Raw genomic sequence first — 25724 nt, 5'->3', positions numbered from 1 at the left:
CGAGGTCGCGTGGCGGGGCGTACGGGGGTCAGCGGGTGGTACCGGTGAGGTACGCGGAGACCACCACGTTGGCCGTGTAGCTGTGGCTGGCGCGGTCGAAGGAGCCGCCGCAGGTGATCAGGCGCAGCTCGGCCCGGCCGGGCCGGTGGGGGCCGTAGGCCTGGTCGGCGTCGAAGCCGGCGCGGGGCAGGACCCGGACGTCGTCGATGGTGAACTCGGCGACCGTGCCGTCCGAGCGGACCACCCGGACCGTCTCGCCGGCCTTGAGGGTGCTGAGCTTGTAGAAGACCGCGGGCCGGGTGGCGGTGTCGACGTGCCCGACCAGGAGCGCCGCACCCTTGGCGCCCGGGGCGGTGCCGGCGCCGTACCAGCCGACCACGCCCGGTTGGTCGAGGGGCGGCGGGTCGACGGCGCCCTGGGCGTCGAGGCCCCTGCTCACCACCGGTGCCCGCACCCCCAGCTGGGGGATGTCGACCCGCTGGGGCACGGCGTCGCCGAGCGGCGTGGCGGGGCGGGGCAGCCGGGCGGGGTCGACGGGGGTGACGGCGAACAGGTCACCCGTGGCGGGGTCGCCCGTGCCGTGCGGTGTGCCGGTCACCCCGAGCCCCCACAGCCACAGGCCGAGCAGCAGCAGCGCCCAGGTGAGGCCGGTGATCAGCCGTCCGCTGCCGGTGGCGGGCTCGCGGTCGTCGGACATCCGGCCGCTTCAGCGGTTACGGCGGCTGCGGCGGGCGCCGAGTCCGACGGCGACCGCCGCGATCCCGGCGAGGGCCAGACCGGTCACCTCCTGGCCGGTGTCGGGTCCGGACTCACTGGTGGCCACCGTGGCGAAGTGGGCGGTGCCACCGCCGCCCGCGCGGACGGGGGCGACGGGCGTGGCGTCGGCGCCGGGCTGCCGGCTGGGTTCCTGGCTCTGGGCGGCTCCTTTGCCGCCCACGGTGATCTTTCTGGTGATCACGGAGTCGGCGCAGGTGATCCGGACGTCGTAGAGGCCGGGCTCAAGGGAGGAGCGGACGCGCGTCTCACCGGAGAGGGTGCCCTGGCCGCCGGTCAGCCGGGCGTCGGAGACGAACGCGGCCGAGGTGGCGGTGGCCTGCTGCCCGGAGCAGCCGCGGACCTGCAGGGACACGTCGGAACCGGGGGCGGGGAAGGCGGGGGTCACGGAGACCGAGCCCGCGTCGGCAGCGGGGGCCGCGTGCGCCGCCGGCGCGAGCGCGGTGCAGGCCAGGATGCCGGTACAGAACGTGAGGCGTAGTGAGCCCATCGTGAACCTCCAGATATCAGGAGGCTCCCCCGGCCGGAGCGCCCCCGCATCCTCGGGGGGCGCCCCATTGCTCCGAATGGGTGGTTCGGGGTGTGGGAATCCCTGGAAACCCCTGGTCAGACCAGATCGACCAGGTCCGCGATGGAGTCGGCGACCTGGGAGGGGCGGAAGGGGTAGCGGTCGACGTCGTCGGGCTGGGTGACGCCGCTGAGCACCAGGAAGGTGCGCATGCCGGCCTCCAGGCCCGCGAGGACGTCGGTGTCCATGCGGTCGCCGATCATCGCGGAGGTCTCGGAGTGGGCACCGATCGCGTTCAGGCCGGCCCGCATCATCAGCGGGTTCGGCTTGCCGACGAAGTACGGCTTCTTGCCGGTCGCGGCGGTGATCAGAGCGGCGACCGAACCGGTGGCGGGCAGGTCGCCCTCGGTGGACGGGCCCACGTTGTCGGGGTTGGTGGCGATGAACCGGGCACCGTCGTTGATCAGCCGCACGGCCTTCGTCAGCGCCTCGAAGGAGTAGGTGCGGGTCTCGCCGAGGATCACGAAGTCGGGGGCGTGGTCGGTGAGGATGTAGCCGATGTCGTGCAGGGCCGTGGTCAGACCGGCCTCGCCGATCACGTAGGCGCTGCCGCCGGGGCGCTGGTCGTCGAGGAACTGGGCGGTGGCCAGCGCGGAGGTCCAGATGTTCTCCTCCGGCACGTCCAGGCCCATACGGCGCAGGCGGGCGTGCAGGTCACGGGCGGTGTAGATGGAGTTGTTGGTCAGCACCAGGAAGGGCCGCCCGGACTCGCGCAGCTTCTTCAGGAAGGCGTCGGCGCCGGGGATCGGGACACCCTCGTGGATCAGGACACCGTCCATGTCGGTCAGCCACGACTCGATCGGCTTGCGGTCTGGCATGTTGTGCGTCTCCTGGCGTACGTACGGTCAAGAAAGCGGGGGCGCCGGAACCACGGCGTACCGACGCCCTCAGCCTAGTCAGACCTGGCTGATCCGTACCCCCTCGATCACCTCGGCGGCAGGTGCCGCAAGGGCGGCGAGTTACCGGAGGGCTCAGCTGCCGGTGGCCGACTTCCAGTCCTCCACGTACGAGGCGAGGTTCTTGTCGACGTCGTTCCAGTCCGGTGCGAAGAACTCGACGCCGTCCATCACCTTGGTGAGGGCGATGGCGTTGGTGTCGGTGGCCTTGACGTCCTGGCGGGCGGCGAACCCGCCGCCGATCTCGCTGACCTCCTGCTGCTGCTTCCGGGCGAGCATGAAGTCGAGGAGCTTTCTGCCGTTCTCGCTGTGCGGGGCCTTGGTGACCAGGCCGGCCGCGTAGGGCAGCGCGAAGGTGGTGGGCTTGCCGTCCTTGCCCGCCGGGAACCAGATGCCGAGGTTCGGCATGGTCTTGGACTGGGCGTAGTTCATCTGCACATCGCCGTTGGCGACGAGCAGTTCGCCCTTGTCGACCTTGGGGGCGAGCTTGCCGGTGGAGGCGGACGGGCCGACGTTGTTGGCCTGCAGCTTCTTCAGGTAGGCGAGGGCCGCCTCCTTGCCGCCGAAGTCGTGGACGGCCTTGATGAGCACGGCGGTGCCGTCACCGGCGACGCCCGGGGTGGAGTACTGCAGCTTGTTCTTGTAGGTGGCGTCGAGCAGTTCGTCCCAGGTCCTGGGGGCCCGCTTCAGTTCCTTCTTGTTGTAGACGAACCCGAAGTAGTTGCCGACCACGGAGGTCCAGGTGCCGTCCTCGGCCTTGTCGGCGCCGCTGACCTGGTCGGAGTCCTTCGGCTCGTACTTCTGCAGCAGGCCCTTGCTGTCGGCCTCCTGGATGAACGGCGGCAGGGTGACCAGCACGTCGGCCTGCGGGTTGCTCCTCTCGCGGACGGCGCGCTGCACCATCTCGCCGGAGCCGCCCTCCACGTACTTGACCTTGATGCCGGTCTGCTTCTGGAAGTCCGCGAAGACCTTGTCGTACCAGCCGTCGCCGTTCTCGCCCTTGAGGCCGTCGGCACTGTAGACGGTGACGACCTTGGCGTCGGAGGCGGCGGAGGAACCGCCGCAGGCGGACAGCACGGGGGTGGCGAGCAGAGCGAGGGCTACGGCGAGCGCGAGGCGGTTTCTGGGCATGGCGAGGCGAACTCCTTGCCTGGGGAGGGGGAAGGGATCAGCGGTAGGAGGCCCGGGTGCGGACCCGGGAGACGGCGAACAGGACGAGCAGGGTCCCCGCCATCAGGACGACGGCGACGGCGGAGCCGGTGAACAGGGCGCCGCGGTCGGTGGCCGCGTAGATCAGGACGGGCAGCGGGGTCCAGTCGGGCGGGTAGAGCATCATCGTGGCGCTCAGTTCGCCCATGGACAGGGCGAAGCAGAGGCCGGCCGCGGCGGTCAGCGAGGGCAGCAGCAGGGGCAGCCGTACCCGCAGCAGCACGTAGGAGGGCCGGGCGCCGAGGGAGGCGGCGGCCTGTTCGCAGGCCGGGTCGAGGCGGGCGATCGCCGCGGACACGGACTGGTGGGCGAAGGCGGTGACCAGCACGGTGTGCGCGAGGATCACGATCCACCGGGTGCCGTTGAGCAGCATCGGCGGCTGGGAGAAGGCGACCAGGACCGACAGTCCGACCACGACCGACGGCACGGCGACCGGCAGCACGAACAGCGCGTCCATGAGCCGCCGGTACCGCCGGTTCAGGGCCGCCCCGGCCAGCGCGGCCCAGGTCCCGACGACCAGCGCGAGCAGGCTGGCGCCGGTGGCGGTGAGCAGGCTGGTGGTGAGGGCCTGCAGGGCGTCGCCCCGGGTCGCCGCCCGGTAGTTGGCGGTGGTCAGCCCGGCGGGCAGGACGCCGGACCAGTGGGTGGCGAAGGAGGCGCCGAGGACGACGAGGAGCGGAAGCGCGAACAGCGGCAGGAACAGGACGAGGAACACCGCCCACACGGCCCACCTGGCCCCGCGACTATGCACCAGCACGACGGCTCACCACCCGGTAGAGGCCGTACAGCCCCACGGAGAGCAGGACGTTGACGACGGCGACCACGCACGCGCCCGGGTAGTCGGACTCCAGGATCGCCTTGCTGTAGACGAGCATCGGCAGGGTGGTGACCCCTTTCGCTCCGGTGAACAGGACGATCCCGAACTCGTTGAGGCAGAGCACGAGGACGAGGCTCCCGCCGGCCGCGAGCGCGGGCAGCGCCTCGGGCAGGATCACCCGGCGCACGATCCGCGGCGCCCGCGCCCCCAGCGAACTGGCCGCCTCCAGCTGCGCGGTGTCCAGCTGCGAGAAGGCGGCGAGCAGCGGGCGCATCACGAACGGCGTGAAGTAGGTGACCTCCGCCAGCAGCACCCCCCAGGGCGTGGTCAGGAACTGGAAGGAGCCGATGATGCCGGTCGTGCCGTAGATGAACAGCAGCGCCAGCGTGATCAGGAAGGACGGGAAGGACAGGTACACATCGATGAACCGCGCCACCCCCTTCGCCCCCGGGAAGGGCACGAAGGAGATGACCAGCGCCAGCAGGAAGCCGAGCACCAGGCACCCGGCCGTGGACGCGACGGCCAGCCAGACGGTGGTCCACAGCGCGTGCCGGAACGCCTGGGAGGCGAACACATCGGCGTAGGGCCGGAGCGAGGTGCCTTTGCTGTCCGGCTGGAAGGACTGCCGGACGACGAGGGCGAGGGGGTAGAGGAAGAAGAGGGCGAGTGCGGCTGCCGGGGGAGCGGCCCACAGCTGTGGGCTCCACCGCCGTGGGCGGTCGGTCCGCGGGGCGGAACGGGTGGGCACGGCCCGCAGTACCGGGTCACCTGCCATCGCCGGCCACCCCCGCGGGCAGCAGCACCGCGTCCTCCGCGGCGAAGTGCAGACTCACGGACTCCCCGTGCAGGGGCGGGTCCCTCAGCTCACGGAGGTCGGCCATGACAGCGTGCCCGTCGACCTCGACGTACAGCCGGTGTGTGGCCCCCCGCCACTGGATCTCCCGTACGACACCCACGAGTTGGTTGGGCCCGGCCCCCAGCCCCACCAGATGCGGCCGCACGCACAGCGTGGCCCGCGCCCCCGCGACGACGTCCCCGGTCTCGACCTTCAGCTCGGCACCGGCGAAGGACACGCCCCCGGAACCCACCGTCACCGGCAGCAGATTCGCCCCGCCCACGAACGACGCCGTGAACGCGTCGGTGGGCGCCCGGTACAGCTCCCTCGGCGTCCCGCACGCCCGCAGCCGCGCCTTGTCCATGACCGCGATCCGGTCGGCCAGGGTGAGCGCCTCGACCTGGTCGTGGGTGACGTACAGCATCGACACGTCCGGCAGCTCCCGGTGCAGCCGGGCCAGTTCGGCCAGCATCCCGGACCGCAGCTGGGTGTCCAGCGCGGACAGCGGCTCGTCCAGGAGCAGCACGCGGGGCCGGATGGCCAGCGCGCGGGCGATGGCGACCCGCTGCTGCTGCCCGCCGGACAGCTCACGCGGGTGCCGGCGGGCGTAGGCGGCCATGCCGGTCATCTCCAGCGCCTCGCCGACCCGCTGCCGTATCTCGCCCCTGGGCGTCCTGCGGGCGCGCAGCCCGAAGGCCACGTTCTCGTCGACGCGCAGGTGCGGGAAGAGCGCGTACTGCTGGACGACCATCCCGATGCCACGCCGGTACGGCGGCAGGTCCGTCACATCCCGGCCGCCGAGGAGCACCCGCCCGGACACGGGCCGTACGAACCCGGCGACCGCCCGCAGCGCGGTGGTCTTGCCGGAGCCGGACGGCCCGAGCAGCGCCATGACCTCACCGGGCTCGACGGTCAGGTCGAGCGCGTCGAGGGCGAGGCTGTCGACGTTGCCGTCGTAGGCGACGGTGACGGAGTCGAAGCGGATGCTCATCTCACCGGGCTCCCGAAAGGAGGGCGGGCAGGCCGGCGACGGAGTCGAGGACGTGGGTGGCGCCGGCGGCGCGGAACTCCTCGTCCCCGTGGGCCCCGGTGCGTACCCCGGCGACCAGGCCGGCCCCCGCCCGTACGCCGCTGAGCACGTCGTAGGAGGTGTCCCCGACGACGGCGACCTGCGTGACGGCCTCAGCGGCCTTGGTGCGCACGAAGGCCTCCAGGACCATGTCCGGGTAGGGCCGTCCGCGCCCACCCGCGTCGGCCGGGCACAGGGTGAGCGGGACGAGGCCCCGCCAGCCGAGGGCGTCGAGGACGGCATCCTGGGTGACGCGGGCGAATCCGGTGGTCAGGACGACGGTACGACCGCCGTCGGCCAGCTCCTCGATGGCCTCGCGGGCGCCCGGCACGGGGGCGATCAGTCCGCCCTGGACGAGTTCGCCGTACGCCTTCTCGAAGGCGGTGTTGGCGCGCCGGGCGCTCTCCTCGTCGCCGAACAGATGGCGGAAGACGGAGATCTTGGACTCGCCCATGGTGGCGCGGACGTAGGCGAGGTGTTCGGCGTGCCGGGCCGAGCCGGGTTCGACGTCCAGTTCGGTGGCGGCGGCCTCGAAGGCGCGCTCGACGAGGCCGCCGTCGGCGACGGTCGTGCCCGCCATGTCGAGGACGACCAGACGGATGTCGGTGGTCTGTGCGGTCATGGGATCGGTCACCAGCCCAGTTCGTTCGCGGTGGTCTCGGCTATCGCGGGGGAGCAGGTCATACCGCGCCCACCGGGCCCGGTGACCAGCCACACTCCCTCACTCACCCGCTGGCGGTGCACCACCCGGCCGGGGTCGGTGCACTGTGCGTACACGCCCGCCCAGCGGCGGCGGATGCGTGGCAGCGGCCGGCCGAGGAGGGACTCGACGACAGCGGTGAGGTGCTCGTAGGGCTCCTCGACGGTGTCGAAGGCGAAGGGGTGTTCGTACTCGTGGGTGTCGCCGATGGTCAGGCCTCCGTCGGCGCGCTGCACCATGAGCAGCTGCATCCGGTGCGTGGCGGGGATCTCCGGCTGCGGCTGCCGGGCGTTGAGTTCGTCCAGCGCCGGGGAGGCGTAGGCCGGGTAGTAGCGGAAGCTGTCGGCGTCGGCGACCGAGGTGGTCAGCGGTTCGCCCAGCGGGTCGGTCTGCATCATCTGCAGGCGGACGCGGCGCACGGGCAGCTCGGGTCCGGCCAGTTCGCGCACGAGTCCGCCGAGCCAGGCGCCGGTGCACAGCACGACGGCGTCGGCCCGGTGCACGACCCCGTGGTCGTCCCGGACGGTGCCGGCGCCGACCACCTCGCGCACCTCCCGGCCCGGCAGGAAGGTGTAGTTCGGGGACTTCAGCAGTTCTTCCCGCAGGGCCAGCTGGGCGGTGCGCGGCTCCACGGCTGCGTCCCGCTCGCAGTACAGGGCGGCGGTGAAGTCGCCGCGCAGGGCCGGGTTGAGGGCGCGGGCCTCGCCCGGGGTCAGGAGCTTGTAGCCGCGGGCGGCGGCGTCCGGGCGGGCCGCGGCGGCCTCGGCGACGGCGCGTTCGAGGGGGCCCCGGACGGGGGTCAGGGACCCGTTGGCCCGGAAGCCCAGCGCCGGGACGCGGCCCCCGATCCCCTCCCACAGCTCTCGCGCCCGCAGCGCGGTCTCCAGCTCTTCTCCACCGGCGCGGCCACTGACCCAGATCTGCCCGAAGTTGCGCAGCGAGGCGCCGCGCGCCTCGGTCTCGCGCTCGATCTGGACGACCTGATGGCCGCGCTCCACGGCGTGCCAGGCATGCATGGTGCCCACCACGCCGGCTCCGACGACTGTCACTCTCACGGCTGCAACGCTCCTCGCGATCGGGTAACCGGAAGGGTCCGGCTGACAACGAGAGCGTGAACGACCCATCACGTTTGGGCTAGACCCGTTATCTTTTCGTGATACTACGGCGCCCGTCGGCAGGGTGCTTTTCAGCCTTTGAGCTGCGTGGTGTCAGCCTTTGAGATGCGTGGTGAAGGAGAACCGGTCGCCCCGGTACAGCGACCGCACGCGCTCCAGGGGCCGCCCCTCGGTGTCCCGGGAGATCCGGTGGATCAGCAGCATGGGCAGGGCGGGCGGGGTGCCGATGAGCAGGGCTTCGCGGGGCGTGGCCAGCACGGTCTCGATCCGCTCGTCGGCGTCGCCGAAGGAGATGCCCTGGGTGGTGAGGTAGCCGTAGAAGGAGGAGTCGGGGTCGAAGTCGCCGTCCAGCCGTGGCACCCGCGCGACGGCGACGTACGTGCTCTCCAGGCCGACCCGCTCCTCGTCGGCGAGCAGCACGCGCTCCAGGTGCCAGACGGGCTCGCCCCGGGTGAGCCCGGTCTCGGCGGCGAGGGCGTCCGGGCAGGGGAAGCGGTCCAGGGTGACGAGGGTCCGTCCGGGCGTACGGCCCTGCCGGCGCACCCCCTCGGTGTAGCTGGCGAGGGACAGCGGCTGGGCGAGCTTGGGCCCGGCGACGACGGTCCCCCGGCCGCGCCGTTTCAGCCGGCCCTCCAGCACCAGCTCCCGCACGGCCTGCCGCACGGTCTCCCGGGCGACGTCGTACCGCTCGGCGAGGTCCCGCTCGGTGGGGATGACGCTGTCCTGACCGAGTTCCTCCAGCAGGGCGGCGATGCGCGCCTTCACCGCGTAGTACTTGGGGATGCGCCCGTGCTCGGGAATGCCGGAGCGGACGGGGGCGCCGGGAGCCTGGTCGTTCGGGTAGTCCACGAGAGGGATCGTCGCAGACGGGACGGGCCCCGCCCGACGGGGCCCCGGACAGGTCAGCGGCGTCCGCGGGCCAGCAGCAGCGCCCCCGCGCCGGCGGCGACGAGCACGGCGGCGCCCGCGAGCAGCCCGCCGGCCCGGCCGGGTCCCGTACGTGCCAGCTCCCGGGCCCACGCCCCGGCCTCCACCGGCTGCTGGGCGAACGACAGGGAGGGGTCGGGCGTGGCGGCGGGGGTCGCGGCCACGGGTGTGGCCCGGGGGCTGCCGGAGACGCCGGGGTCCACGCCGCCCTCCTGCGTGCCGTCCGGGTCCGGCGTCGCTTCCCGCGTCGGGCCCGGCGTCGCTTCCTGCGTCGGGTCCTGCGTCGCGTCCCCGCCGTCCTCGCCGACGCCGAACCGGTACGCGTTGGACTCCCCGACCCAGTCACCGTCGTCACCCCGGCGCTGGACGACGGCGGCGGTGGCGGTGATCCGGTCGATCGCCACGTCGGAGCGCAGCGCGAGTCTGACCCGGACGCTGACGGTCGCGCCGGCCGGTACGGCGAACCCGTCGAACCCCGCGCCGTCGAGCACGCCGACCAGCTCCTTCTCGTCGGTGCTCTCGAACGTCACCGGCCGGGCCCGGGCACCGTCGTAGAACTGCAGGTCCGGCTGGTCGGGCCGCAGGACGCGCTGGTCGTCGACGAGGACGATCACCGGGTGGACGCCGGCGCAGGCCCGTCGGGTGGTGTTGGTGAGGTCGATGTACCAGGTGCCGTATCCGCCGCCCGCCTCGTAGGAGCCCGGGCCGCCGCGGATCCGGGTGGTCAGCGGGAAGGAGCGCGCGTCGGCGCCGACGCAGGCCGGGGGCGTGTCGGCGAACGCGGGTGCCGGCGACGACACGGGGACGACCACGGCGGCGGCTGCGGCAAGGCAGAGGGACAGGGGCGTGCACAGTCGCATGAACACATGACCATGCCGGGTCGCGGGCGGGGGCCGCGCACGCCACCCCGGGACGGGCCGGAACTCCGCCCGATCAGCGCAGTTCCGCCCGCCGGGACGTCAGGTCCCGCAGACACGCCGGGCCTGGGAGGCCGTCGAGACCCGCTGGGCACCGGCGTCCTGGAGTGCCTGCAGCTCGGCCGCGCCCGGATGCCCTCCGTCGGCGATCTGGCGCTCGATGCCCTTCTTCAGTGCTTCGTAGTCGTGTTCGGCCCTGTCGGCGGCCGCGACGGCCCTGTCGCAGGCGCTGTCCGTGCCGCCCGCGGAGGCGGCACGGGCCGCCGGGGAGAACGCGAGGAGCAGCACGGCACCGGCGGCGAGCGCCGGCAGGCGTTCGGACACCATGAGGAACCTCCGGGGCGAGGGAGTGGGGCCGGGCGGGGCCGCGGTCAGGACGTCAGTGTGACCAGCCGGGTGGCGTCCCGGGTGTCGGCGCACTGCTGGTACGGGTCGGGGTCGCCCTGGCGTTCCCGGCACCTCCATACGGCTCCGGCCGCGCGCACCTGGACGGGGGCGCCGGCCGTGCCGTGCCAGACCTCGGTGTAGGCGGCCGCGACCTGCAGCGCGGCGGCGCAGGACACGCTCCCGCCGGCGGACACCCCGAGCCCGGTGGCCCGGTCCGTACCGCAGTAGGGGGTGGATCCCGGGGGCGCGCCGGTGTCCGCGGACGGCTGGGCGGGCACCGCGAGGCAGAACGCGGCGGCTCCCAGCAGACCGACGGCCGTTCTCATCCTGGTCGAGCGCACGGGGTACCTCCTTGCGGGGAGCCCGGGCCGGGCCCTGGGCGCACCGAGTACCCGGGATGCGAGGAACAGGTGCGCGGGGAGTTCCGTCGGGGGCAGGCGGTGCACGTGGTGCCGGTGCGTCGTGGCTGGTCGCACGCGCCCCAGGAAGCACGATGCCGCCGGCCCGCCCCGGCGGTCTCAGCAGCCCGCGGCGAACACCTCCGGCGCCCCCGCGACCGTCCGCCGCCAGGAAGCCACGGTGCCACCGGCCCGCCCCCGCTGTCTCAGCCGTCGCCCCGCCCGAACAACGGCCCCAGCAGCAACTGCGCCGCACCCTCGGCGACCACCCGTTCCCCGCCCGCGGCCACCCGGACCGGCACCGTCCCCCCGAGCACGCCCTCCCTGCGGGACCGGGCCTCAAGGACCTCCCGCACGCCCGCGGCGAACACCTCCGGCGCCCCCGCGACCGTCCGCCCCCCGAGCAGCACCAGGTCGATGTCCAGCAACCCGACCAGATTCGCCGCCCCCACCCCCAGGACCCGCGCCGCCTCCCCGGGCTCCCCCCGGCCCACCGCCGTCAGGCACAGCACCTCCACGCACCCTCGGTTCCCGCACCCGCACAGCGGTCCGTCCAGCTGGATCACCTGGTGTCCGAACTCCCCCGCCCCGGTCCGTGCCCCCCGGTGCACGCGCCCACCGATCACCAGCCCGGCGCCGAGCCCGGTACCGAGATGCAGATACGCGAAGGAACCGCCCTCACCGCCCACCGACAGCCCGAGCGCCGCGGCGTTGGTGTCCTTGTCCACCACCACCGGCACCCCGAGCCGCTCCCCGAGCGCCTCCCGCAGCGGAAAGCCGTCCCACTCGGGAAACCCGGTGACCCGGTGCAGCACACCCCGCGCGTGGTCGAGCGGCCCCGGCAGCGCCACCCCCACCCCGAGCAGCGTCCCGCCCCCGGCGCGCCCCTCCTCGCCGAAGCCGCCCAAGCCGCCCAAGCCGCCGACGCCGCCGACGCCGAGCCCCAGGCCGTCGCGGACGACTCCTTCCACCACACCGGCGACCATCCCGAGCACGGTCTCCGCCCCGGCCCCCAGATCCAGCCCGGTCCGCCGCTCCCCCACCACGGCCCCGTCCAGGTCGGCCAGCACCACCCGCAGCTCGTCCCGGTCCAGGTGCACGCCCACCGCGTGCCCCGCCTCCGGCACGAGCCGCAGCACGGTCCGCGGCTTGCCGCCCGTCGACGCCCGCCGCCCGGCCTCCGCGGCGAGCCCCGCCTCCCGCAGCCGCGCGGTGATCTTGCTGACGGCCTGCGGGGTCAGCCCGGTCCGCTCGGCCAGTTCCAGCCGGCTGACGCCCTCCGCTCCCGCTTCCCGCAGCAGCCCCAGCACCAACGCGGTGTTGTGGCTGCGTACGGCGCCGAGGTTCGCCCCCGCCGCCCCGCCGCTCCCGGCCCCGCTCCCCGTGCCGGTCCCCGGCCTCGTCCTGTTCACGCCCCCATTGTCCCCGCCACTTGCACTTTGGCAACAGCGTTGCGAAAGTGGACGCATGACAGCTACCCCCCTCCGCGTCGGCCTGATCGGCTACGGCCTCGCCGGCTCCGTCTTCCACGCCCCGCTGATCGCCGCCACCGAGGGCCTCCGCCTGGACACCGTGGTCACCTCCCGCCCCGAGCGGCAGGAGCAGGCCCGTGCCGAGTTCCCGGACGTGACGGCCCTCGCCACGCCCGAGGAGCTGTTCGACCGCGCGGACCGGCTGGACCTGGTCGTCGTCGCCTCCCCGAACAGGACGCACGTCCCGCTGGCCTCCGCCGCCCTGAAGGCGGGTCTGCCGGTCGTCGTCGACAAGCCGCTCGCCGGCACGGCGGCCGAGGCCCGCGGCCTCGCCGCCCTCGCCGAGGAGCGCGGCCTGCTCCTGTCCGTCTTCCAGAACCGCCGCTGGGACAACGACTTCCTGACCGTCCGCCGGCTGGTCTCCCAGGGCGAACTGGGCGACGTATGGCGCTTCGAGTCCCGCTTCGAGCGCTGGCGCCCGCAACCGAAGGGCGGCTGGCGCGAGTCCGGCGATCCCGCAGAGATCGGAGGTCTGCTCTACGACCTCGGCAGCCATGTCGTCGACCAGGCCCTGGTCCTCTTCGGCCCGGTCACCGAGGTCTACGCCGAGACCGACGTCCGCCGCCCCGGTACCGAGACCGACGACGACACCTTCCTCGCGCTCACCCACGCGAACGGCGTCCGCTCCCACCTCTACGTCTCCGCGACGACCGCCCAGTCGGGCCCCCGCTTCCGCGTCCTGGGCTCCCGCGCCGGCTATGTGAAGTACGGCCTCGACCCGCAGGAGGCGGCGCTGCGCGAGGGCCTGCGCCCGGGTCCCGGGTGGGGCGCGGAGGACGAGGCCCTGCACGGCCGTATCGGCGCCGGCACCTCACCGGCGACCGGCGGCGGCACCCCCGTACCGACCCTGCCCGGCGACTACCCCGCCTACTACGCGGCCGTCGCGCGCGCCCTGACCGGTACCGGCCCCAACCCGGTGACCGCGCTGGAGGCGGCCGCCGCCCTGGACGTGCTGGAAGCGGCCCGCAGGTCCGCACGGGACAAGGTGACGGTGACCCTCTGATGCAGCACCAGCAGCACCCTGCGCGGACCACGCCCGGGACCACCCCCGAACCGCCCCCGTCCGTCGAGGAACTGGAGGCCCAGGAACGCCGCCTGGTCTTCCGGCGGTTCACCCACGACGACGCCTGGGCCCTCGGCTCGCTCCTGGTCGGGCTGGCCCGGGAGCGCCGGGCCCCGGTCGCCGTCGACATCCACCGCGCCGGGCAGCAGCTCTTCCACGCGGCCCTGCCGGGCTCCACCCCGGACAACGACGCCTGGATCGCCCGCAAGCGCCGCGTGGTGGAGCGCTACGGCGCCTCCTCCTACCTGGTCGGCGCCCGCTTCCGCGCCAAGGGCACGACGTTCGAGGACTCCTCGCGCCTGGACCCCGGCACCCATGCGGCGCACGGCGGCTCGTTCCCGATCACCGTCGAGGACGTGGGCGTGATCGGCGCGGTCACGGTGTCCGGCCTGCCCCAGCTGCAGGACCACAGGCTGGTCGTGGAGGCGCTGGAGCGGTTCCTGGAGGTGTGACGCGGCCGGGACGGCCGGGGGCTGCCAGGTGCCGGCCGCCCCCGGCCCCGAAGGCCCTTAGGCCGCCCGGCCCGCCCGGCCCGCCCGGCCCGCGCGGCCCCGGCCTCAGGCGTCCTTGAGCTCCTGCCGCTGACGGCCGAGCCCGGCGATCTCCAGCTCGACCACGTCTCCGGCCCTCAGGTACGGCTTGGGTTCGGGCTGCCCCATGGCCACCCCCGCCGGCGTCCCCGTGTTGACGACGTCCCCGGGGTACAGCGTCATGAACTGGCTGACGTACCGCACGACCTCCCCCACGGGAAAGATCTGCTCGGCCGTCGTGCCGTCCTGCTTCAGCTCCCCGTTGACCCACAGCTTCAGCGACAGCGCCTGCGGATCGGGCACCTCGTCCGCCGTCACCAGCCACGGGCCCAGCGGATTGAACGTCTCGCAGTTCTTGCCCTTGTCCCAGGTCCCCCCGCGCTCGATCTGGAACTCCCGCTCGGACACGTCGTGCGCCACCGCGTACCCCGCGACGTGCGCGAGCCCCTCCTCGGCGGACCCCAGGTAGCGGGCGGTGCGCCCGATGACGACCGCCAGCTCCACCTCCCAGTCGGTCTTGGCCGATCCCCTGGGGACGAGAACCGTGTCGTGGGGCCCGACCACCGTGTCCGGCGCCTTGAAGAAGACCACCGGCTCGGCGGGCGGCTCGGCACCGGTCTCGCGGGCGTGGTCGTGGTAGTTGAGCCCGATGCACACGACCTTCCCGATCCGGGCGAGCGGCGGCCCGACCCTGAGGCCCGTCGCGTCCAGCGCGGGCAGCTCGCCGGCCTCGGCCGCCGCCCGCACCCGGCCGAGGGCGGCCTCGTCGGCGAGCAGCGTGCCGTCGATGTCGTCCACGATGCCCGACAGGTCCCGCAGGGTCCCCTCGGCGTCGAGCAGCGCAGGCCGCTCCGCCCCTGCCGTACCGACGCGCAGCAGCTTCATGGTCACCATCTCCCTCGATCGCGGGCGCCCGACCGACGGGTGCAGCCATCGGAGGACTGGTCGATCCTCCAAGCGGACCGTCCACTCCGCAAGACCCTGTTCAGGTACTGGACCGTAACCGCACGCCTCTACCGGTACAGCGCGGCCCGCTCCACCGCGCTCCAGGCCGTGCTGGTGACGACGTACAGCGCGGCGGCGAGCGGTACGACCGCCACGGTGACGAGGGTGAAGAAGGACATGAACGGCATGACCTTGCCGACCGCGCCGAGCCCCGGTATCTGCTCACCGCCCCCGGCGGCCACGGCGCCGGAGCCGGCCGCCGTCATCCGCTTGGTCCGCAGGAAGTTGAAGGTGGCAATGACCGCGACGACCGCGAAGAGCCCGAGATAGACCAGCCCGGCCGGGCCGAACACCCCGCCCCCGCCGAGCGCGTCGGCCCACCGCCCGCCGAGCGGCGCGGCGAGCAGCTGGTGGCTGAGCAGGCCGTTGCCCTCGCCGCCGATCGTGGAGCTGGAGAACAGGTGGTAGAGCAGGAAGAAGGCGGGCAGCTGCAGCAGGCTGGGCAGACAGCCGGAGAGCGGCGAGACCCGTTCCTCCGCGTGCAGTTCGAGCACGGCCCGCTGCAGCCGCTGCGGGTCCTCGGCGTGCTTCTCGCGCAGCTCGGCGATCGCCGGCTGGAGCGCGGCGCGGGCGCGCTGGCCACGGGCGGCGGCGCGGGACAGGGGGTGGACGAGGAGTCGTACCAGCGCGGTGAACAGGACGATCGCGGCGGCGGCCGCGGAGGCGTGGAAGAGCGGCTGGAGCAGGTCGGCGAGCTGCCCGACCAGGCGGGCGAAAACAGAGAAGACGGACATGGGTGAGCCCTCCGGGGGTCTCGTCGTGCCGGAAAGTTCCGGAATGCTCCGGAAGCGAGCAGAACGGCATGACGACCCGCGCGGGGTCACGTACGGGACGAGTGAGGCGTGCCCTGGTGAGAGGTGCCCTGCGCGGCGGTCGCCGGAAGGGCCTGTCCGGGTGCCCTGGGCCGGCGCCGGCCGGGCGCGTCGGGATCGCGTTGCGGCAGGAAGGCCGTGCGCCGGGCCCGGTCGCGGATGGCCGTGCGTACCCGGGTGGGCGGGACGGCGGGCGCCGAGCGGGCGGTGAGGAGGGAGCAGAGGGCGAGCGCGGAACCGGCGGCGGCGGTGGCGGCGAGGGCCACGGTCGCGGAGAGACTGCCGGTGTCGAGCAGCAGGACGGGCAGCAGCAGAAGCAGCAGCGAGGCGAGCGCACGCGACCGCTCCGGTGTGCGGATCACCCGGCCCCCTCCCCGTGGTCCCAACTGCCGACGTTTCTCCGCCTTTTATACCTGAACGGCGGGAACAGCGCGTACAGCGGCCGGTGATGACCGAAAGGCGCTCCCCTCGCCGCGCCCCTGACGGACAATGGGCGTGGCCCACCGGCCCGATGACACCGCCCGCCACACCCCGAAGGGCCCGCACGTGCCTCGCACCCCCACCTGCGTCCTGAGCAGCGCGTCTCCCGCACGGGCCGCGGACGGTCACGCGGTGGACCGGTTCGTCGAGATCGGCTCCTTCACCAAGGTGCTCACGGGTACGGCGATGACGCGCATGGCCGCCGCGGGCCTGCTCGACGTCGACGCCCCGGTCGAGCGCCTGCTCCCCGCCGCTCCCGGCACCGGGATCACACTGCGGCACCTGGCCGAGCACACCTCCGGGCTGCCGCGCCTCCCGCCCGGCACCCGGTTCCTCGACCCGTACGCCCCGTTCGACGAAGCCGCCCTGCACCGGCTGCTCGGCCGGCTGGACAAGGTCGCCCTCCGGCCGCCGGGACAGCGGGAGGAGTACTCCAACCTCGGGTACGCCGTCCTGGGCGCGGCCCTGGTGAGCGCGGCCGGTACGGCGTACGAGGAACTGCTCGCCGAGCACGTCCTGCGGCCGCTGGAGGTCGAGGAGGTGAGCGTCCGGCCCGACCCCGCCCGGCGCCTCCTGGCGCCCGGGCTGTTCGGCGGGGAGCGCCGGCCCTGGACCATGGACGGGGCGATCCTCCCGGCGGGCGGCCTGTGGGCCACCCCGCGCGCGGTCGCCGATCTGCTGGTCCGGCTGGCGGTCGAGCGCCGGCTGGGGGATCCCGCCCCCTCCTGGGTGACGACCGGCCGGCTGCGCTGGCACAACGGCGCGACCCGTCACGCCTCCCTCTTCGCCGGGGCCACGGAGGACGGCCGGTGGGTGGTGGTCCACCGGCTGGGCGGCCGGTCGGTCCGGACCGACCGGATGGCCGTCGAACTGCTCGGGAACAGCGGCTCACAGGCCTCCTGAGCGGTCCGGCACCGCTTGAGGGCCCGCGCGGTCAGGCGGGGTCCGTCTCCAGCGGCTCCAGCAGCCGCTTCGGCTTCAGCAGCGCCCGGCTGACCGGATCCGCCGGCTGCGGGTCGAGACCCGGACCGGGCTCCATGAGCACGTCCTCGACCGGTACGACGGTTCCGCACACCGCGCATTCGCCGTACGGGCCGAGTTCGGTGCCGCAGGCCGCGTGCCGGAAGTACCGCAGCTGGGTCTCGCCGAAGTGCCGGCGCCCCCACAGGCCGAGGGCGCGCAGGGTGGGCCACAGGGCGATGCCGCGCTCGGTGAGGACGTACTCGTCGCGCGGCGGCGACTGCTGGTAGCGGCGCTTTTCGAGGATGCCCTCGGCGGTCAGGGCCTGCAGGCGGGCGGCCAGGACGGCGCGCGGGATGCCGAGGTGGACCAGGAAGTCGTTGTAGCGCCGCACCCCGTACAGCGCGTCCCGGACGACGAGCAGCGTCCAGCGTTCGCCGACGACCTCGAGCGCGCGGGCGATCGAGCACTCCTGTGTCGCGTAGTCCTTGCCCAGTGCCATGCCGTCCACTGTAGCCACTTTCCGACACCTTGGTTCGGTGACCGAACCTATGGTGCTACGGTGGTGGAGTCAGGTCAGTTCAATGAACGAACCTAGAAGCGGTCCGACGTACGTCGCCGCAGCCCCCGGAAGGACAGGACCACGCCATGACCGGGCTCGACTCCGCCACCACCCCCGCGGCCACCGCCACCGGCGGCGAACCCGCCCGGGACACCCCCGCACGCCCCCGGGCCACCCTCGCCCTGACCAGCGCGGCCACCGCCGTGGCGCTGATGACCTACACGGCCCCGATGGTCACGCTGCCGGACACCGCGGCCGCCCTGCACACCCCGCTCTCCGCCCAGGCCTGGCTGCTCAACGGCACCCCGCTCGGCCTGGCCGCCCTGCTGCTGGTGGCCGGCAGCCTCGCCGACGACTACGGCCGCCGCCGGATCTTCCTCGGCGGCACGCTGGCCCTCGGCCTCACCACCGCCCTCGGCGCCCTCACGACGTCGACCTGGCAGTTCACCCTCGCCCGCATCGCCCAGGGCGCGGCGAGCGCGGCGATCCTGGCGAGCAGCCTCGGCCTGCTGGTGGCGGCCTACCCCTCGCCGCGCGGCCGGCTGCACGCGACCGGCGTGTGGGGCGCGTTCGTCAGCGGCGGGATCGCGGCGGGCCCGCTGGTCGCGGGCGCGCTGCCGACCTGGCGGATCGCGTACGGCGTCCTGGGCGCCGCCGCCCTCCTGGCCACCGCGCTCGGCGCCCGCGCGCTGACCGAGTCCCGCGCCCCGCGCGGCGGCCGGCCGGACATACGCGGCGCCCTGACCTTCGGCCTGGCCCTGGTGGCCCTGGTCGCCGCCCTGACCCTGGGCCGCGACGGCTGGCTGCGCGCCCCGGTCGAGCTCCTCCTGGCGGCCGCCGCCGTCCTGATCGCGCTCTTCGCCGCGGTGGAACACCGCACCGAGACCCCGATGATCGACCTCGGTCTGCTGCGCCACGCCCGCTTCCTGGCCTCCGCCGCCGGCGGTCTGTTCACCGGCCTCGCGGTGATCGGCATGTTCAGCTTCCTGCCCGCCCTGCTCCAGCAGACGCTCCGGCTGTCCCCGATGGCGACGGCCTGGCTGTTCCTGCTCTGGTCCGGGCTGAGCTTCGCGGTGGCCCTCCAGGTCAAGCACCTGGCCGGCCGTGTCGCCCCGCGCGTCCAGCTCGCCGTCGGCTTCGCCCTGCACACCGTCGCCGTCCTGACCATGCTCGGCGCCGTCGCCTCCGGCTCCTGGACCCGGCTGCTGCCCGGCCTGATCGTCGGCGGATTGGGCAGCGGCCTGCTCAACGGCGCGCTGCCGCTGCTCGCCGTGGAGTCGGTCCCGCGCGAACGCGCCGCGATGGGCTCCGGCGCCCAGCAGACCTTCCGCTACATCGGCTCCTGCGCCGGAGTCGCCCTGACCATCGCCCTCGCCACCTCGGCCCGCACCCTGGCCGCCGGCACGAACACCGCCCTACTGGTGTCGGCGGGGCTGGCGGCGGTCGGCGCGGTGAGTGTGGTGGCGCTGCGGGAGCGGTGAGGGCCGGCGTCTTTCACGGGGCTCACCGGGGCCGCACGGACACCAGCTTCCCCCACACCACCATCCGGTAGCGCGAGGTGAACTCCGGGGTGCAGGTGGTCAGGGTGATGTAGTGGCCGGGCTCGTCGTACCCGTACGCCGGCCGGACGAGGGAGCGCGGAACGGCGCGCACGACCCCGGAGTCCGTCGCCGAGGTCCGCGGCAGGATCTGGTCGACGTCGTAGGTGTACGTCGCCGTCCGCGTCTCCACCTCGATGTCGTCCCCGCGCCGCAGCCGGGGCAGATACCGGAAGGGCTCTCCGTGGGTGTTCCGGTGCCCGGCGAGCGCGAAGTTCCCCACCCGGCCCGGCTGCTGGGTCCCCCGGTAGTGGCCGACGTACCCCTTGTCGAGGACGCCGGCCTTGCTCACCCCCTCGGCGACGGGGACGCGCAGACCCAGCCGCGGGACGGTGAGCACGGCGTACGCCTGGGACCGCCGGGGCAGGACGACGGGGACGTACGACCGCTTCGATGCACGGGACGGTGCCGAGCCGTCGTCCGACGCCCCGGCGTCCGGCGCGGGCGTGGCGGCCGGGGCGGACACGGTCGGCGCCGCGGCCCCGCCACCGCCGCCGGCCGTACCGGCCCGCACACTCCCCCACTCCCGCTCCAGCGCCTCCACCTGCCGCTCGGCCGCGCGCCTGGCCTCCCGGTTGGTCCACCACAGCTGGTGCACGACCAGCAGCATGAGCAGCACCCCGACGGTGACGAGCACCTCGCCCCCGCCCCACAGTGCCCGTCTGCGCCGGGCACGCCTGCGCCGATCACTGTGCCGTACCACCCGCGCGCCCGACCATGCCGGCATCCGCACCCACCTCCACGGGAGCCGCCCGCACGATAGGCGCAACACCGTCAACTGGCCATACCCGTAAGGGACCAGGACACCGTCCGGTCTTCCTCAACGGGCCGCACCCGGCTTTCGCAACGGGTTTGAGAAACCCCTGTCAGAACCCTCGACAACCCGACCCCGACCCCCGATGCTTCCTGCTGCCGAAGCCGCGACGAAGAGGCGGAGAAGAAGCCATGATCCGACGCAGAACCCTGTTGGCCGCAGCGGGCGGCGGCCTCGCCGGCAGCGCCCTGGCCACGGGCACGGCACGGGCGGACGCGACGACAACGGTCGACCCGGCGATCACCTACGGCAGTTGGGAGGGCTGGGGTACCTCGCTGGCCTGGTGGGCGAACGTCTTCGGCGCGCGGGACGACTTCGCCGACCTCTTCTTCACGACGAGGACGACGACGTACAACGGCACCTCGCTCCCCGGTCTAGGCCTCACCATCGCCCGCTACAACCTGGGCGCGTGCAGCTGGAACAGCGTGGGCGGCGAGTCGATGACCGCCTCCCCCGACATCCCGGGGTTCAAGCAGATCGAGGGCTACTGGCAGGACTGGACGAACGAGGACCCGACGTCGTCGTCCTGGAAGTGGACGGCGGACGCGGCACAGCGCGCGATGCTGGTGAAGGCGACCCGACGAGGCGCGACCAGCGAACTGTTCGCCAACTCCCCGATGTGGTGGATGTGCCTCAACCACAACCCGTCAGGCGCGTCCGGGGGCGGAAACAACCTCCAGTCCTGGAACTACCGCCGGCACGCCTCCCACCTGGCGGCCGTGGCGCTGTACGCGCGACAGCACTGGGGTGTCACCTTCACCTCGGTGGAGGCCTTCAACGAACCGTCCTCCTCCTGGTGGACGGCGACGGGCACCCAGGAGGGCTGCCACATGGACGCGGCCGTCCAGGCCGCCGTCCTCCCCTGCCTCCGCAGCGAGCTGGACAAACGGGGCCTGACGGCGACGAGGATCTCCGCGTCGGACGAGACGAGCTACGACCTGGCCCGCACCACATGGAACTCCTTCTCCGCGACGGCGAAGGGCTGTGTGGACCGCGTCAACGTCCACGGCTACCAGGGCTCGGGCGGCCGCCGCGACCTCCTCTACACGGACGTGGTGACGACGGCCGGCAAGGCCCTGTGGAACTCCGAGACAGGGGACGGCGACGCCACGGGCCTCACCCTGGCCGGCAACCTCCTCTACGACTTCCGCTGGCTGCACCCCACGGCCTGGGTCTACTGGCAGGTGATGGACCCCAGCGCCGGCTGGGCGGCCATCGCGTACGACGCCTCGACCCTCCAGCCCGGCGCAGTACAGACGAAGTACTACGTACTGGCGCAGTTCACCCGGCACATCCGCCCGGGCATGACGATCCTGGACGCGGGAGCGAGCTACGCGGCGGCGGCCCTGGACAAGCAGGCGAAACGCCTGGTGATCGTGGCCGCGAACACCTCGTCCTCGGCCCAGAACCTGACCTTCGACCTCTCCCGCTTCTCCTCCGTGACCGGCGGCCCGGGAGGCCTGGTCCCCCGCTGGAACACGGTCACGACGGGCGGCGCGGACCTGTACACGCCCCACGCGGACACGTACCTGTCGGGGAAGGCGGTGACGGTCCCCTTCGCGGCGAAGTCGGTGCAGACGCTGCAGGTGGACGGTGTCACCGTGTGAGGGTCGAGGGCAGCGGAAGGGCGTCCTGGTAGCCGTTGACCGGCCGCGGGACCTTCTTCACCGTCTGCACGTCCAGCGCGACCGGCGCGGACGCGGTCCCCAGCGTCCCGCCGGGGTGCCAGGTCCCGGTGACGGTCACCCAGCTGTCGGCAGACGGGACGGTACCGCCGTAGACGCGCACCTTGACCGACTGGGCGTCCGCCGCACAGCAGCTGATGATGATCCGCGTCAGATCCCAGCCGCCCTCACGCGGGGTGACGATCCCGGTCATCAGGACGGTCCGCCCGCTGATGGCCCGCTCGCGGTCCTGCTGCACCCGGCTGGTGAAGTCGGAGAGCGTCATGGGCAGCGGCGAGACGGCGGGCAGCGGGCCGAAGTCGCTCTGCCGGGCGACCGGCTTGGCCGGCTGCCGGGAGGCGGTGTAGGCACCGAGGGCGGGCGGGGCGTGGAAGAGGAGGCTCAGCGCGGGCAGGAGCAGCAGCCAGGCGACACGGGGAAGACCGGAGTGGTCGTGTCCGTGGCCGTCATGCCCGTCGTCCTGGTTCCTGAGGTCGGCCCCGGCGCGGCGGTCGAGGACGGCACTCGCCGCCCCCAGCAGGACCAGGACGGCCCCGGAGACGATGAGCATGGGCCGCATGCTCTCCTTCACGTACCGCAGGCAGAGGTCGGTGAGGAGGGAGACGCGCAGCAGACCGAGCCCGCACAGGACGAGCAGCACCGCCCGAAGCGACCGTTTCACAGCAGTCCTCCCCCGATCAGTGCGCTGCACGCGACGGCGACGACGACGGTGGCGGCGGAGAACCGCACGGCGAAGGGCCGCCCGAACGTCCCCGCCTGCAACGCGATGAGTTTCAGATCGACCATGGGCCCGACGACCATGAACGCCAGCCGCGCCACCGGCGGGAACCCGGTGAGCGAGGCGGCGAGGAACGCGTCCGCCTCGGAACAGACGGCGAGCAGTACGGCGAGCCCGGCCAGGAAGAGCACGGAGAGCCAGGCGGACCCGGCGAAGGTGTCGAGCACGGACCGGGGCACGGTGACGTTGAAGGTGGCCGCCGCCATCGCCCCGAGCACGAGGAACCCGCCGGCATGCAGGAAGTCGTGCTGGAACCCGGCCCTGAACTCCTCCCAGCGGTTGCCGCCGTCCCGGTGCCCGGTGTGCCGCACGGCGGGTCGCAGCCACTGCGCCCGCCCGAACCGCAGCCACAGCCAGCCCATGACGACGGCGGTGGCGAGCGAGGCGAGCAGCCGGGCCAGCACCATGGCGGGATTCCCGGGGAACGCGATGGCGGTGGCGGTCAGCACCACGGGATTGACGGCCGGCGCGGACAACAGGAACGCGAAGGCGGCGGCCGGCGGAACCCCCCGCCCGATAAGACTGTTGGCGACCGGCACGGACGCGCATTCGCATCCCGGCAGGACGACCCCGGCGACCCCGGCGACCGGCACGGCGAGGACGGGATGCCGCGGCAGCACACGCCGGAACACCCGCTCGGGCACGAAGGCGTTGATGGCCCCGGACAGAGCCGTACCGAGCAGCAGGAACGGCAGCGCCTGCACGGTCACGGCAAGACACACGGTCCGCCACGCCTGCACGGCCGGCGCGTCCCCGAAGCGCGCGACGAGATAGAGCACGGTGCCCGGCACGACGGCGGCACCGACAAGCAGCAGGGGCCAGTACCGGGGCGGCTCGGCCCGACCCGGGACAGCGCCGACCGGATCCCCCGCACCCGCTGGATCCCGCTCGCGCGCCGTGGCCTCCTCGCCCGCGATGAGCCCCTCGTCCGCCATGCGCCCCTCGTCCGCTATGAGCCCCTCGTCCGCTGTGACTCCCTCGTCTGCCACGTCGTCGCCCGCGGCCGACCCACCCGACGTCCTCTGCACGCCACCCCCACCGCTCGCCCACACCTGTGGCTGTCCGCCCCGAAGATAGCGACCCTGTCCGAGCGCCCCCTCCGCGCCTCACTTTTGTCACCGGGCGGCAGTACGGTGTCCCCCATGCGCCCCGACACTCCTGCCGAGAACGTCGACCACACCGCCGAAGCGGCACGCCTGGAGCGGACCGCCGGACTGTATCCCGAGGACACCGAGGCCCTGCTGCTGAGGGCGGCGGCCCACCTCGAACTCTCCGGCGACCGCCCCGCGGCCACCGCGCTCTACGACCGCCTCCTGTCCGCTTCGGACGGCCTGGAGAACCCCGCCCTGATCCGTGCCCTCAAGGCGTCGAACCTGTGGGAGTACGACCACGAGGCCGAGGCACGGGCGATCATCGACGGCGTCCGGCTGACCGCCCCGCGCGACCCCGCCCCCTGGGTGATCGTCGCGGAGAGCCTGGAGTCGCACGACGAGCTGGAGGCGGCGGAGGAGACCTTCACGGAGGCGGCTCGCCTGCTGCTGACCGAAGGGCAGGAGCCGCCCGCGTCCACTCACGCCCTCCTCTACGGCCGCCACCGGGTGCGCCGCATGCGCGGCCTCCCGCACGACGACTGGGACACCCTGGCGGACAGCCTCCACTCCGCCCCCGTCTCCCTGGACGAACTCCACGACCCCAAGCGGGTCTGGTCCCTGGGCTCGGACAACCCGGCGGAGCTCGAAGCCGAGATCTCCCGGCTGCGAGCCGAACTGGGCGCCTACCGGGAGGCACTGTCCCGCCCCTTCCCGGTGGCGGTCCTCCACTGGCCGGTCCCCGAACTGGCGGAGCTGCTGTCGGCGTACCCGGCCCTGACCTCGGAGTACCCGTCCCACGAGACGCACCTGTCGACCATAGAGTCCTCGCTGCGCGAGCTGTCTTCGTCGGGCACGGGGAATCTGGGCATCGTGACGGGCACGGTCCCGTCGTACGAGGCCTTCGCGGCGTCGGAGGGCTCGTCCCCGGACGATGCGACCCTGCTCCCCCAGTACGCGACGACACTGGCGGCCCGGGGGCGGGCGGTGGCTTGGCCGCCACAGAGGGGGGCGGAGTGCTGGTGCGGGGCGGGGGAGGTCTATGTGGAGTGCCACGGAGCATAAAGACCGGGACGCACTGCTCACTCCGGCCGCCCCAGCCGGCCAAACAGCCACTCACCTGGAGCCGACCTTGCCCGGGCCGCCCGCTCGCTTCCTTGCGTCCTAGAGCGGCCCGGCTTTTCCTCACGCCTAGCTGGGCCGGCTCTTTTTCTGCCACCAGTCCCTGTGGTACTGAACGTACTCCTCATGCACCCTGTGCTTCTTGTGCCGCTTGAGCTCTGACCGCACGTCATGCCCAAAGACTCCGGCCCGCACAATGATCGACCAATCTTCGTCGATGACTACGGCGCCGATATCAAGGCGGACGTGACAGTTAGGACAGAGGCACAGAATGTTCCTCTCAACATCAGGCCCGTTATGCGGATTACCCAGCGGCCTTATATGCGCGCCTTCGCTATAAGGCTTGCCATCCGGCCCGACCAAACGCATGCCACACACTTGACATTCATGATCGTACAGCTCTTTGATTCGTCGCGCCGCGGCGGCGTCACGGACAATCCTCTGAATAGAGGTGGCCCGTGTCGTAGGGAACCGCTCACTCTCCCCATCGGCAAACTCGCTGGGGTCAGAAGCAGTCTCGTTCATCTCCTCCTTTAGTCGCACCTCCTGCCGCACCAGCACGGAGGCGACCTCGCGTTCGACCGGGGTCAACTCCTGCTCAGGGTCTGGGAGTCGCTCAAGGTCAACCTGGCATATTTCTATCGGGGAACCATCAGGAGCTGGCGTTTTGGAGAAAGTCGTCCGAGACGCAGTGATCCGGTATAGGCCGTCATACCGATAGTTCCCAGGCAGCGAATAGCGCGAGTCTCCCTCGGGGCCGCGGATGATGCGTATAGGGTAGCCGCGCTCAAAGCTCAGTTTGAGTGCGACGTTATCACGATACTCCCAAGACTGGCTGCGCAGGAGCCTCTTGCCGTCCTTACTCTTCTCTTTGTCCGGGGAGGCGCCGGTGTACATAGCCACCGTTCAAGACAATCGCGTCTGCAACGTAGCTACCGTCGGTATCCTTCAACCGCGAGATGCCTCGCATAGTGTCCCCATGCAGGTTCGCTCGCTTCACATTCGTCCGACGCGGAAAGACCGCACCAGGGACTACGCCGCCTATGTGACCGATGACTCGCTCTCCCATCGCCCCATACTGAC

The 25724-nt window shown here is 72.9% G+C and carries 28 protein-coding genes and 1 pseudogene; 6 read left to right on the top strand and 23 right to left on the bottom strand.

The features are described from left to right. Positions 1-28 precede the first annotated feature (28 nt). From IO33_RS0102570 to IO33_RS0102505, 14 genes are all read right to left on the bottom strand, one after another. On the bottom strand, positions 29-697 hold the full coding sequence (locus tag IO33_RS0102570; RefSeq protein WP_031159631.1) for a class F sortase: 669 nt from the start codon (positions 695-697) through the stop codon (positions 29-31). Positions 698-706: 9 nt separating this feature from the next. Then, a complete protein-coding gene (locus IO33_RS0102565) occupies positions 707-1264 on the bottom strand; it encodes an LPXTG cell wall anchor domain-containing protein (RefSeq protein ID WP_031159629.1) in 558 nt (185 codons plus the stop codon). A gap of 116 nt (positions 1265-1380) precedes the next feature. Continuing rightward, positions 1381-2160 carry an HAD-IIA family hydrolase gene (locus IO33_RS0102560; RefSeq protein WP_031159628.1) on the bottom strand — a complete coding sequence of 260 codons (780 nt, stop codon included), beginning with the start codon at positions 2158-2160 and terminating at the stop codon, positions 1381-1383. Between the two features lie 153 nt (positions 2161-2313). Next, positions 2314-3369, bottom strand: coding sequence for a 2-aminoethylphosphonate ABC transporter substrate-binding protein (locus IO33_RS0102555; RefSeq protein WP_031159627.1), 1056 nt, complete (start codon positions 3367-3369; stop codon positions 2314-2316). Positions 3370-3406: 37 nt separating this feature from the next. Next, positions 3407-4204, bottom strand: coding sequence for an ABC transporter permease (locus IO33_RS0102550; RefSeq protein WP_031159626.1), 798 nt, complete (start codon positions 4202-4204; stop codon positions 3407-3409). Next, positions 4191-5039: a 2-aminoethylphosphonate ABC transporter permease subunit gene (locus tag IO33_RS0102545; RefSeq protein ID WP_078963251.1), complete on the bottom strand. Its 849-nt coding sequence runs from the start codon at positions 5037-5039 to the stop codon at positions 4191-4193. The genes IO33_RS0102550 and IO33_RS0102545 overlap by 14 nt, the downstream gene beginning before the upstream one ends. Beyond that, positions 5029-6090 (bottom strand): ABC transporter ATP-binding protein, encoded by a 1062-nt coding sequence (locus IO33_RS0102540; RefSeq protein ID WP_031159622.1) that lies wholly within the window; start codon positions 6088-6090, stop codon positions 5029-5031. The genes IO33_RS0102545 and IO33_RS0102540 overlap by 11 nt, the downstream gene beginning before the upstream one ends. Before the next feature lies 1 nt (position 6091). Further along, entirely contained in the window at positions 6092-6790 is a 699-nt protein-coding gene (locus IO33_RS0102535; RefSeq protein ID WP_031159619.1) for an HAD family hydrolase, read from the bottom strand. 8 nt (positions 6791-6798) lie between these two features. Further along, a complete protein-coding gene (locus IO33_RS0102530) occupies positions 6799-7923 on the bottom strand; it encodes a TIGR03364 family FAD-dependent oxidoreductase (RefSeq protein WP_037684817.1) in 1125 nt (374 codons plus the stop codon). Positions 7924-8076: 153 nt separating this feature from the next. Continuing rightward, complete coding sequence (locus IO33_RS0102525; protein WP_031159615.1) at positions 8077-8832, bottom strand: GntR family transcriptional regulator; 756 nt, start codon at positions 8830-8832, stop codon at positions 8077-8079. A gap of 53 nt (positions 8833-8885) precedes the next feature. After that, on the bottom strand, positions 8886-9776 hold the full coding sequence (locus tag IO33_RS0102520; RefSeq protein ID WP_031159613.1) for a hypothetical protein: 891 nt from the start codon (positions 9774-9776) through the stop codon (positions 8886-8888). A gap of 93 nt (positions 9777-9869) precedes the next feature. Beyond that, the gene (locus IO33_RS0102515; protein WP_031159611.1) at positions 9870-10154 is read right to left on the bottom strand and encodes a hypothetical protein; all 285 of its coding nucleotides are present in this window, start codon (positions 10152-10154) and stop codon (positions 9870-9872) included. A 44-nt stretch (positions 10155-10198) separates the two neighbouring features. Continuing rightward, positions 10199-10555: a hypothetical protein gene (locus IO33_RS0102510; protein ID WP_245235661.1), complete on the bottom strand. Its 357-nt coding sequence runs from the start codon at positions 10553-10555 to the stop codon at positions 10199-10201. Positions 10556-10818: 263 nt separating this feature from the next. Beyond that, entirely contained in the window at positions 10819-12024 is a 1206-nt protein-coding gene (locus IO33_RS0102505; RefSeq protein WP_031159606.1) for an ROK family transcriptional regulator, read from the bottom strand. A 55-nt stretch (positions 12025-12079) separates the two neighbouring features. On the opposite strand from IO33_RS0102505, the gene IO33_RS0102500 reads away from it, so the two are divergent. Together IO33_RS0102500 and IO33_RS0102495 are read left to right on the top strand one after the other, a co-directional pair. After that, entirely contained in the window at positions 12080-13147 is a 1068-nt protein-coding gene (locus IO33_RS0102500) for a Gfo/Idh/MocA family protein (RefSeq protein WP_031159605.1), read from the top strand. Beyond that, positions 13147-13659: a heme-degrading domain-containing protein gene (locus IO33_RS0102495; RefSeq protein ID WP_031159604.1), complete on the top strand. Its 513-nt coding sequence runs from the start codon at positions 13147-13149 to the stop codon at positions 13657-13659. The genes IO33_RS0102500 and IO33_RS0102495 overlap by 1 nt, the downstream gene beginning before the upstream one ends. A 105-nt stretch (positions 13660-13764) precedes the next feature. On the opposite strand, the gene IO33_RS0102490 is transcribed toward IO33_RS0102495, so the two are convergent. From IO33_RS0102490 to IO33_RS0102480, 3 genes are all read right to left on the bottom strand, one after another. After that, positions 13765-14622: a fumarylacetoacetate hydrolase family protein gene (locus tag IO33_RS0102490; protein WP_031159603.1), complete on the bottom strand. Its 858-nt coding sequence runs from the start codon at positions 14620-14622 to the stop codon at positions 13765-13767. A 128-nt stretch (positions 14623-14750) separates the two neighbouring features. Then, positions 14751-15476 (bottom strand): YidC/Oxa1 family membrane protein insertase, encoded by a 726-nt coding sequence (locus IO33_RS0102485; protein ID WP_031159602.1) that lies wholly within the window; start codon positions 15474-15476, stop codon positions 14751-14753. A gap of 86 nt (positions 15477-15562) precedes the next feature. After that, positions 15563-15916, bottom strand: coding sequence for a DUF6412 domain-containing protein (locus IO33_RS0102480; RefSeq protein ID WP_051926362.1), 354 nt, complete (start codon positions 15914-15916; stop codon positions 15563-15565). 184 nt (positions 15917-16100) lie between these two features. Between IO33_RS0102480 and IO33_RS0102475 the strand changes: the two genes are divergently transcribed. After that, the gene (locus tag IO33_RS0102475) at positions 16101-16937 is read left to right on the top strand and encodes a serine hydrolase domain-containing protein (protein WP_031159598.1); all 837 of its coding nucleotides are present in this window, start codon (positions 16101-16103) and stop codon (positions 16935-16937) included. A gap of 31 nt (positions 16938-16968) precedes the next feature. Here IO33_RS0102475 and IO33_RS0102470 read toward each other — a convergent pair whose 3' ends face one another. Then, a complete protein-coding gene (locus tag IO33_RS0102470; protein WP_031159596.1) occupies positions 16969-17496 on the bottom strand; it encodes a winged helix-turn-helix transcriptional regulator in 528 nt (175 codons plus the stop codon). A 146-nt stretch (positions 17497-17642) separates the two neighbouring features. Here IO33_RS0102470 and IO33_RS0102465 point away from each other — a divergent pair, with 146 nt between their 5' ends. Then, positions 17643-19037 (top strand): MFS transporter, encoded by a 1395-nt coding sequence (locus IO33_RS0102465; RefSeq protein ID WP_031159594.1) that lies wholly within the window; start codon positions 17643-17645, stop codon positions 19035-19037. A gap of 22 nt (positions 19038-19059) precedes the next feature. Here IO33_RS0102465 and IO33_RS0102460 read toward each other — a convergent pair whose 3' ends face one another. Beyond that, positions 19060-19881, bottom strand: coding sequence for a class E sortase (locus IO33_RS0102460; RefSeq protein ID WP_031159592.1), 822 nt, complete (start codon positions 19879-19881; stop codon positions 19060-19062). A gap of 218 nt (positions 19882-20099) precedes the next feature. Between IO33_RS0102460 and IO33_RS0102455 the strand changes: the two genes are divergently transcribed. After that, entirely contained in the window at positions 20100-21575 is a 1476-nt protein-coding gene (locus tag IO33_RS0102455) for a glycoside hydrolase (RefSeq protein WP_031159590.1), read from the top strand. Here IO33_RS0102455 and IO33_RS0102450 read toward each other — a convergent pair. After that, positions 21565-22314, bottom strand: coding sequence for a TIGR03943 family putative permease subunit (locus tag IO33_RS0102450; RefSeq protein WP_031159588.1), 750 nt, complete (start codon positions 22312-22314; stop codon positions 21565-21567). The genes IO33_RS0102455 and IO33_RS0102450 overlap by 11 nt on opposite strands. After that, complete coding sequence (locus IO33_RS0102445; RefSeq protein ID WP_078963248.1) at positions 22311-23366, bottom strand: permease; 1056 nt, start codon at positions 23364-23366, stop codon at positions 22311-22313. The genes IO33_RS0102450 and IO33_RS0102445 overlap by 4 nt, the downstream gene beginning before the upstream one ends. A gap of 207 nt (positions 23367-23573) precedes the next feature. On the opposite strand from IO33_RS0102445, the gene IO33_RS0102440 reads away from it, so the two are divergent. Then, complete coding sequence (locus IO33_RS0102440; protein ID WP_031159584.1) at positions 23574-24584, top strand: hypothetical protein; 1011 nt, start codon at positions 23574-23576, stop codon at positions 24582-24584. 126 nt (positions 24585-24710) lie between these two features. Here the strand turns inward: IO33_RS0102440 and IO33_RS53995 are convergent, their stop codons facing one another. Further along, positions 24711-25166, bottom strand: a complete 456-nt coding sequence (locus IO33_RS53995) for an HNH endonuclease (protein ID WP_425347952.1) — start codon at positions 25164-25166, stop codon at positions 24711-24713. Between the two features lie 138 nt (positions 25167-25304). After that, positions 25305-25710 (bottom strand): annotated as a pseudogene (locus IO33_RS53990) (YDG/SRA domain-containing protein); the annotation flags it as partial. Between the last annotated feature and the right edge of the window lie 14 nt (positions 25711-25724).

Source organism: Streptomyces durhamensis (assembly GCF_000725475.1).
GTDB lineage: Bacteria > Actinomycetota > Actinomycetes > Streptomycetales > Streptomycetaceae > Streptomyces > Streptomyces filipinensis.
The sequence above is the reverse complement of the archived record's forward strand: the minus strand, read 5'-3'. Positions and strand labels throughout refer to the sequence as shown.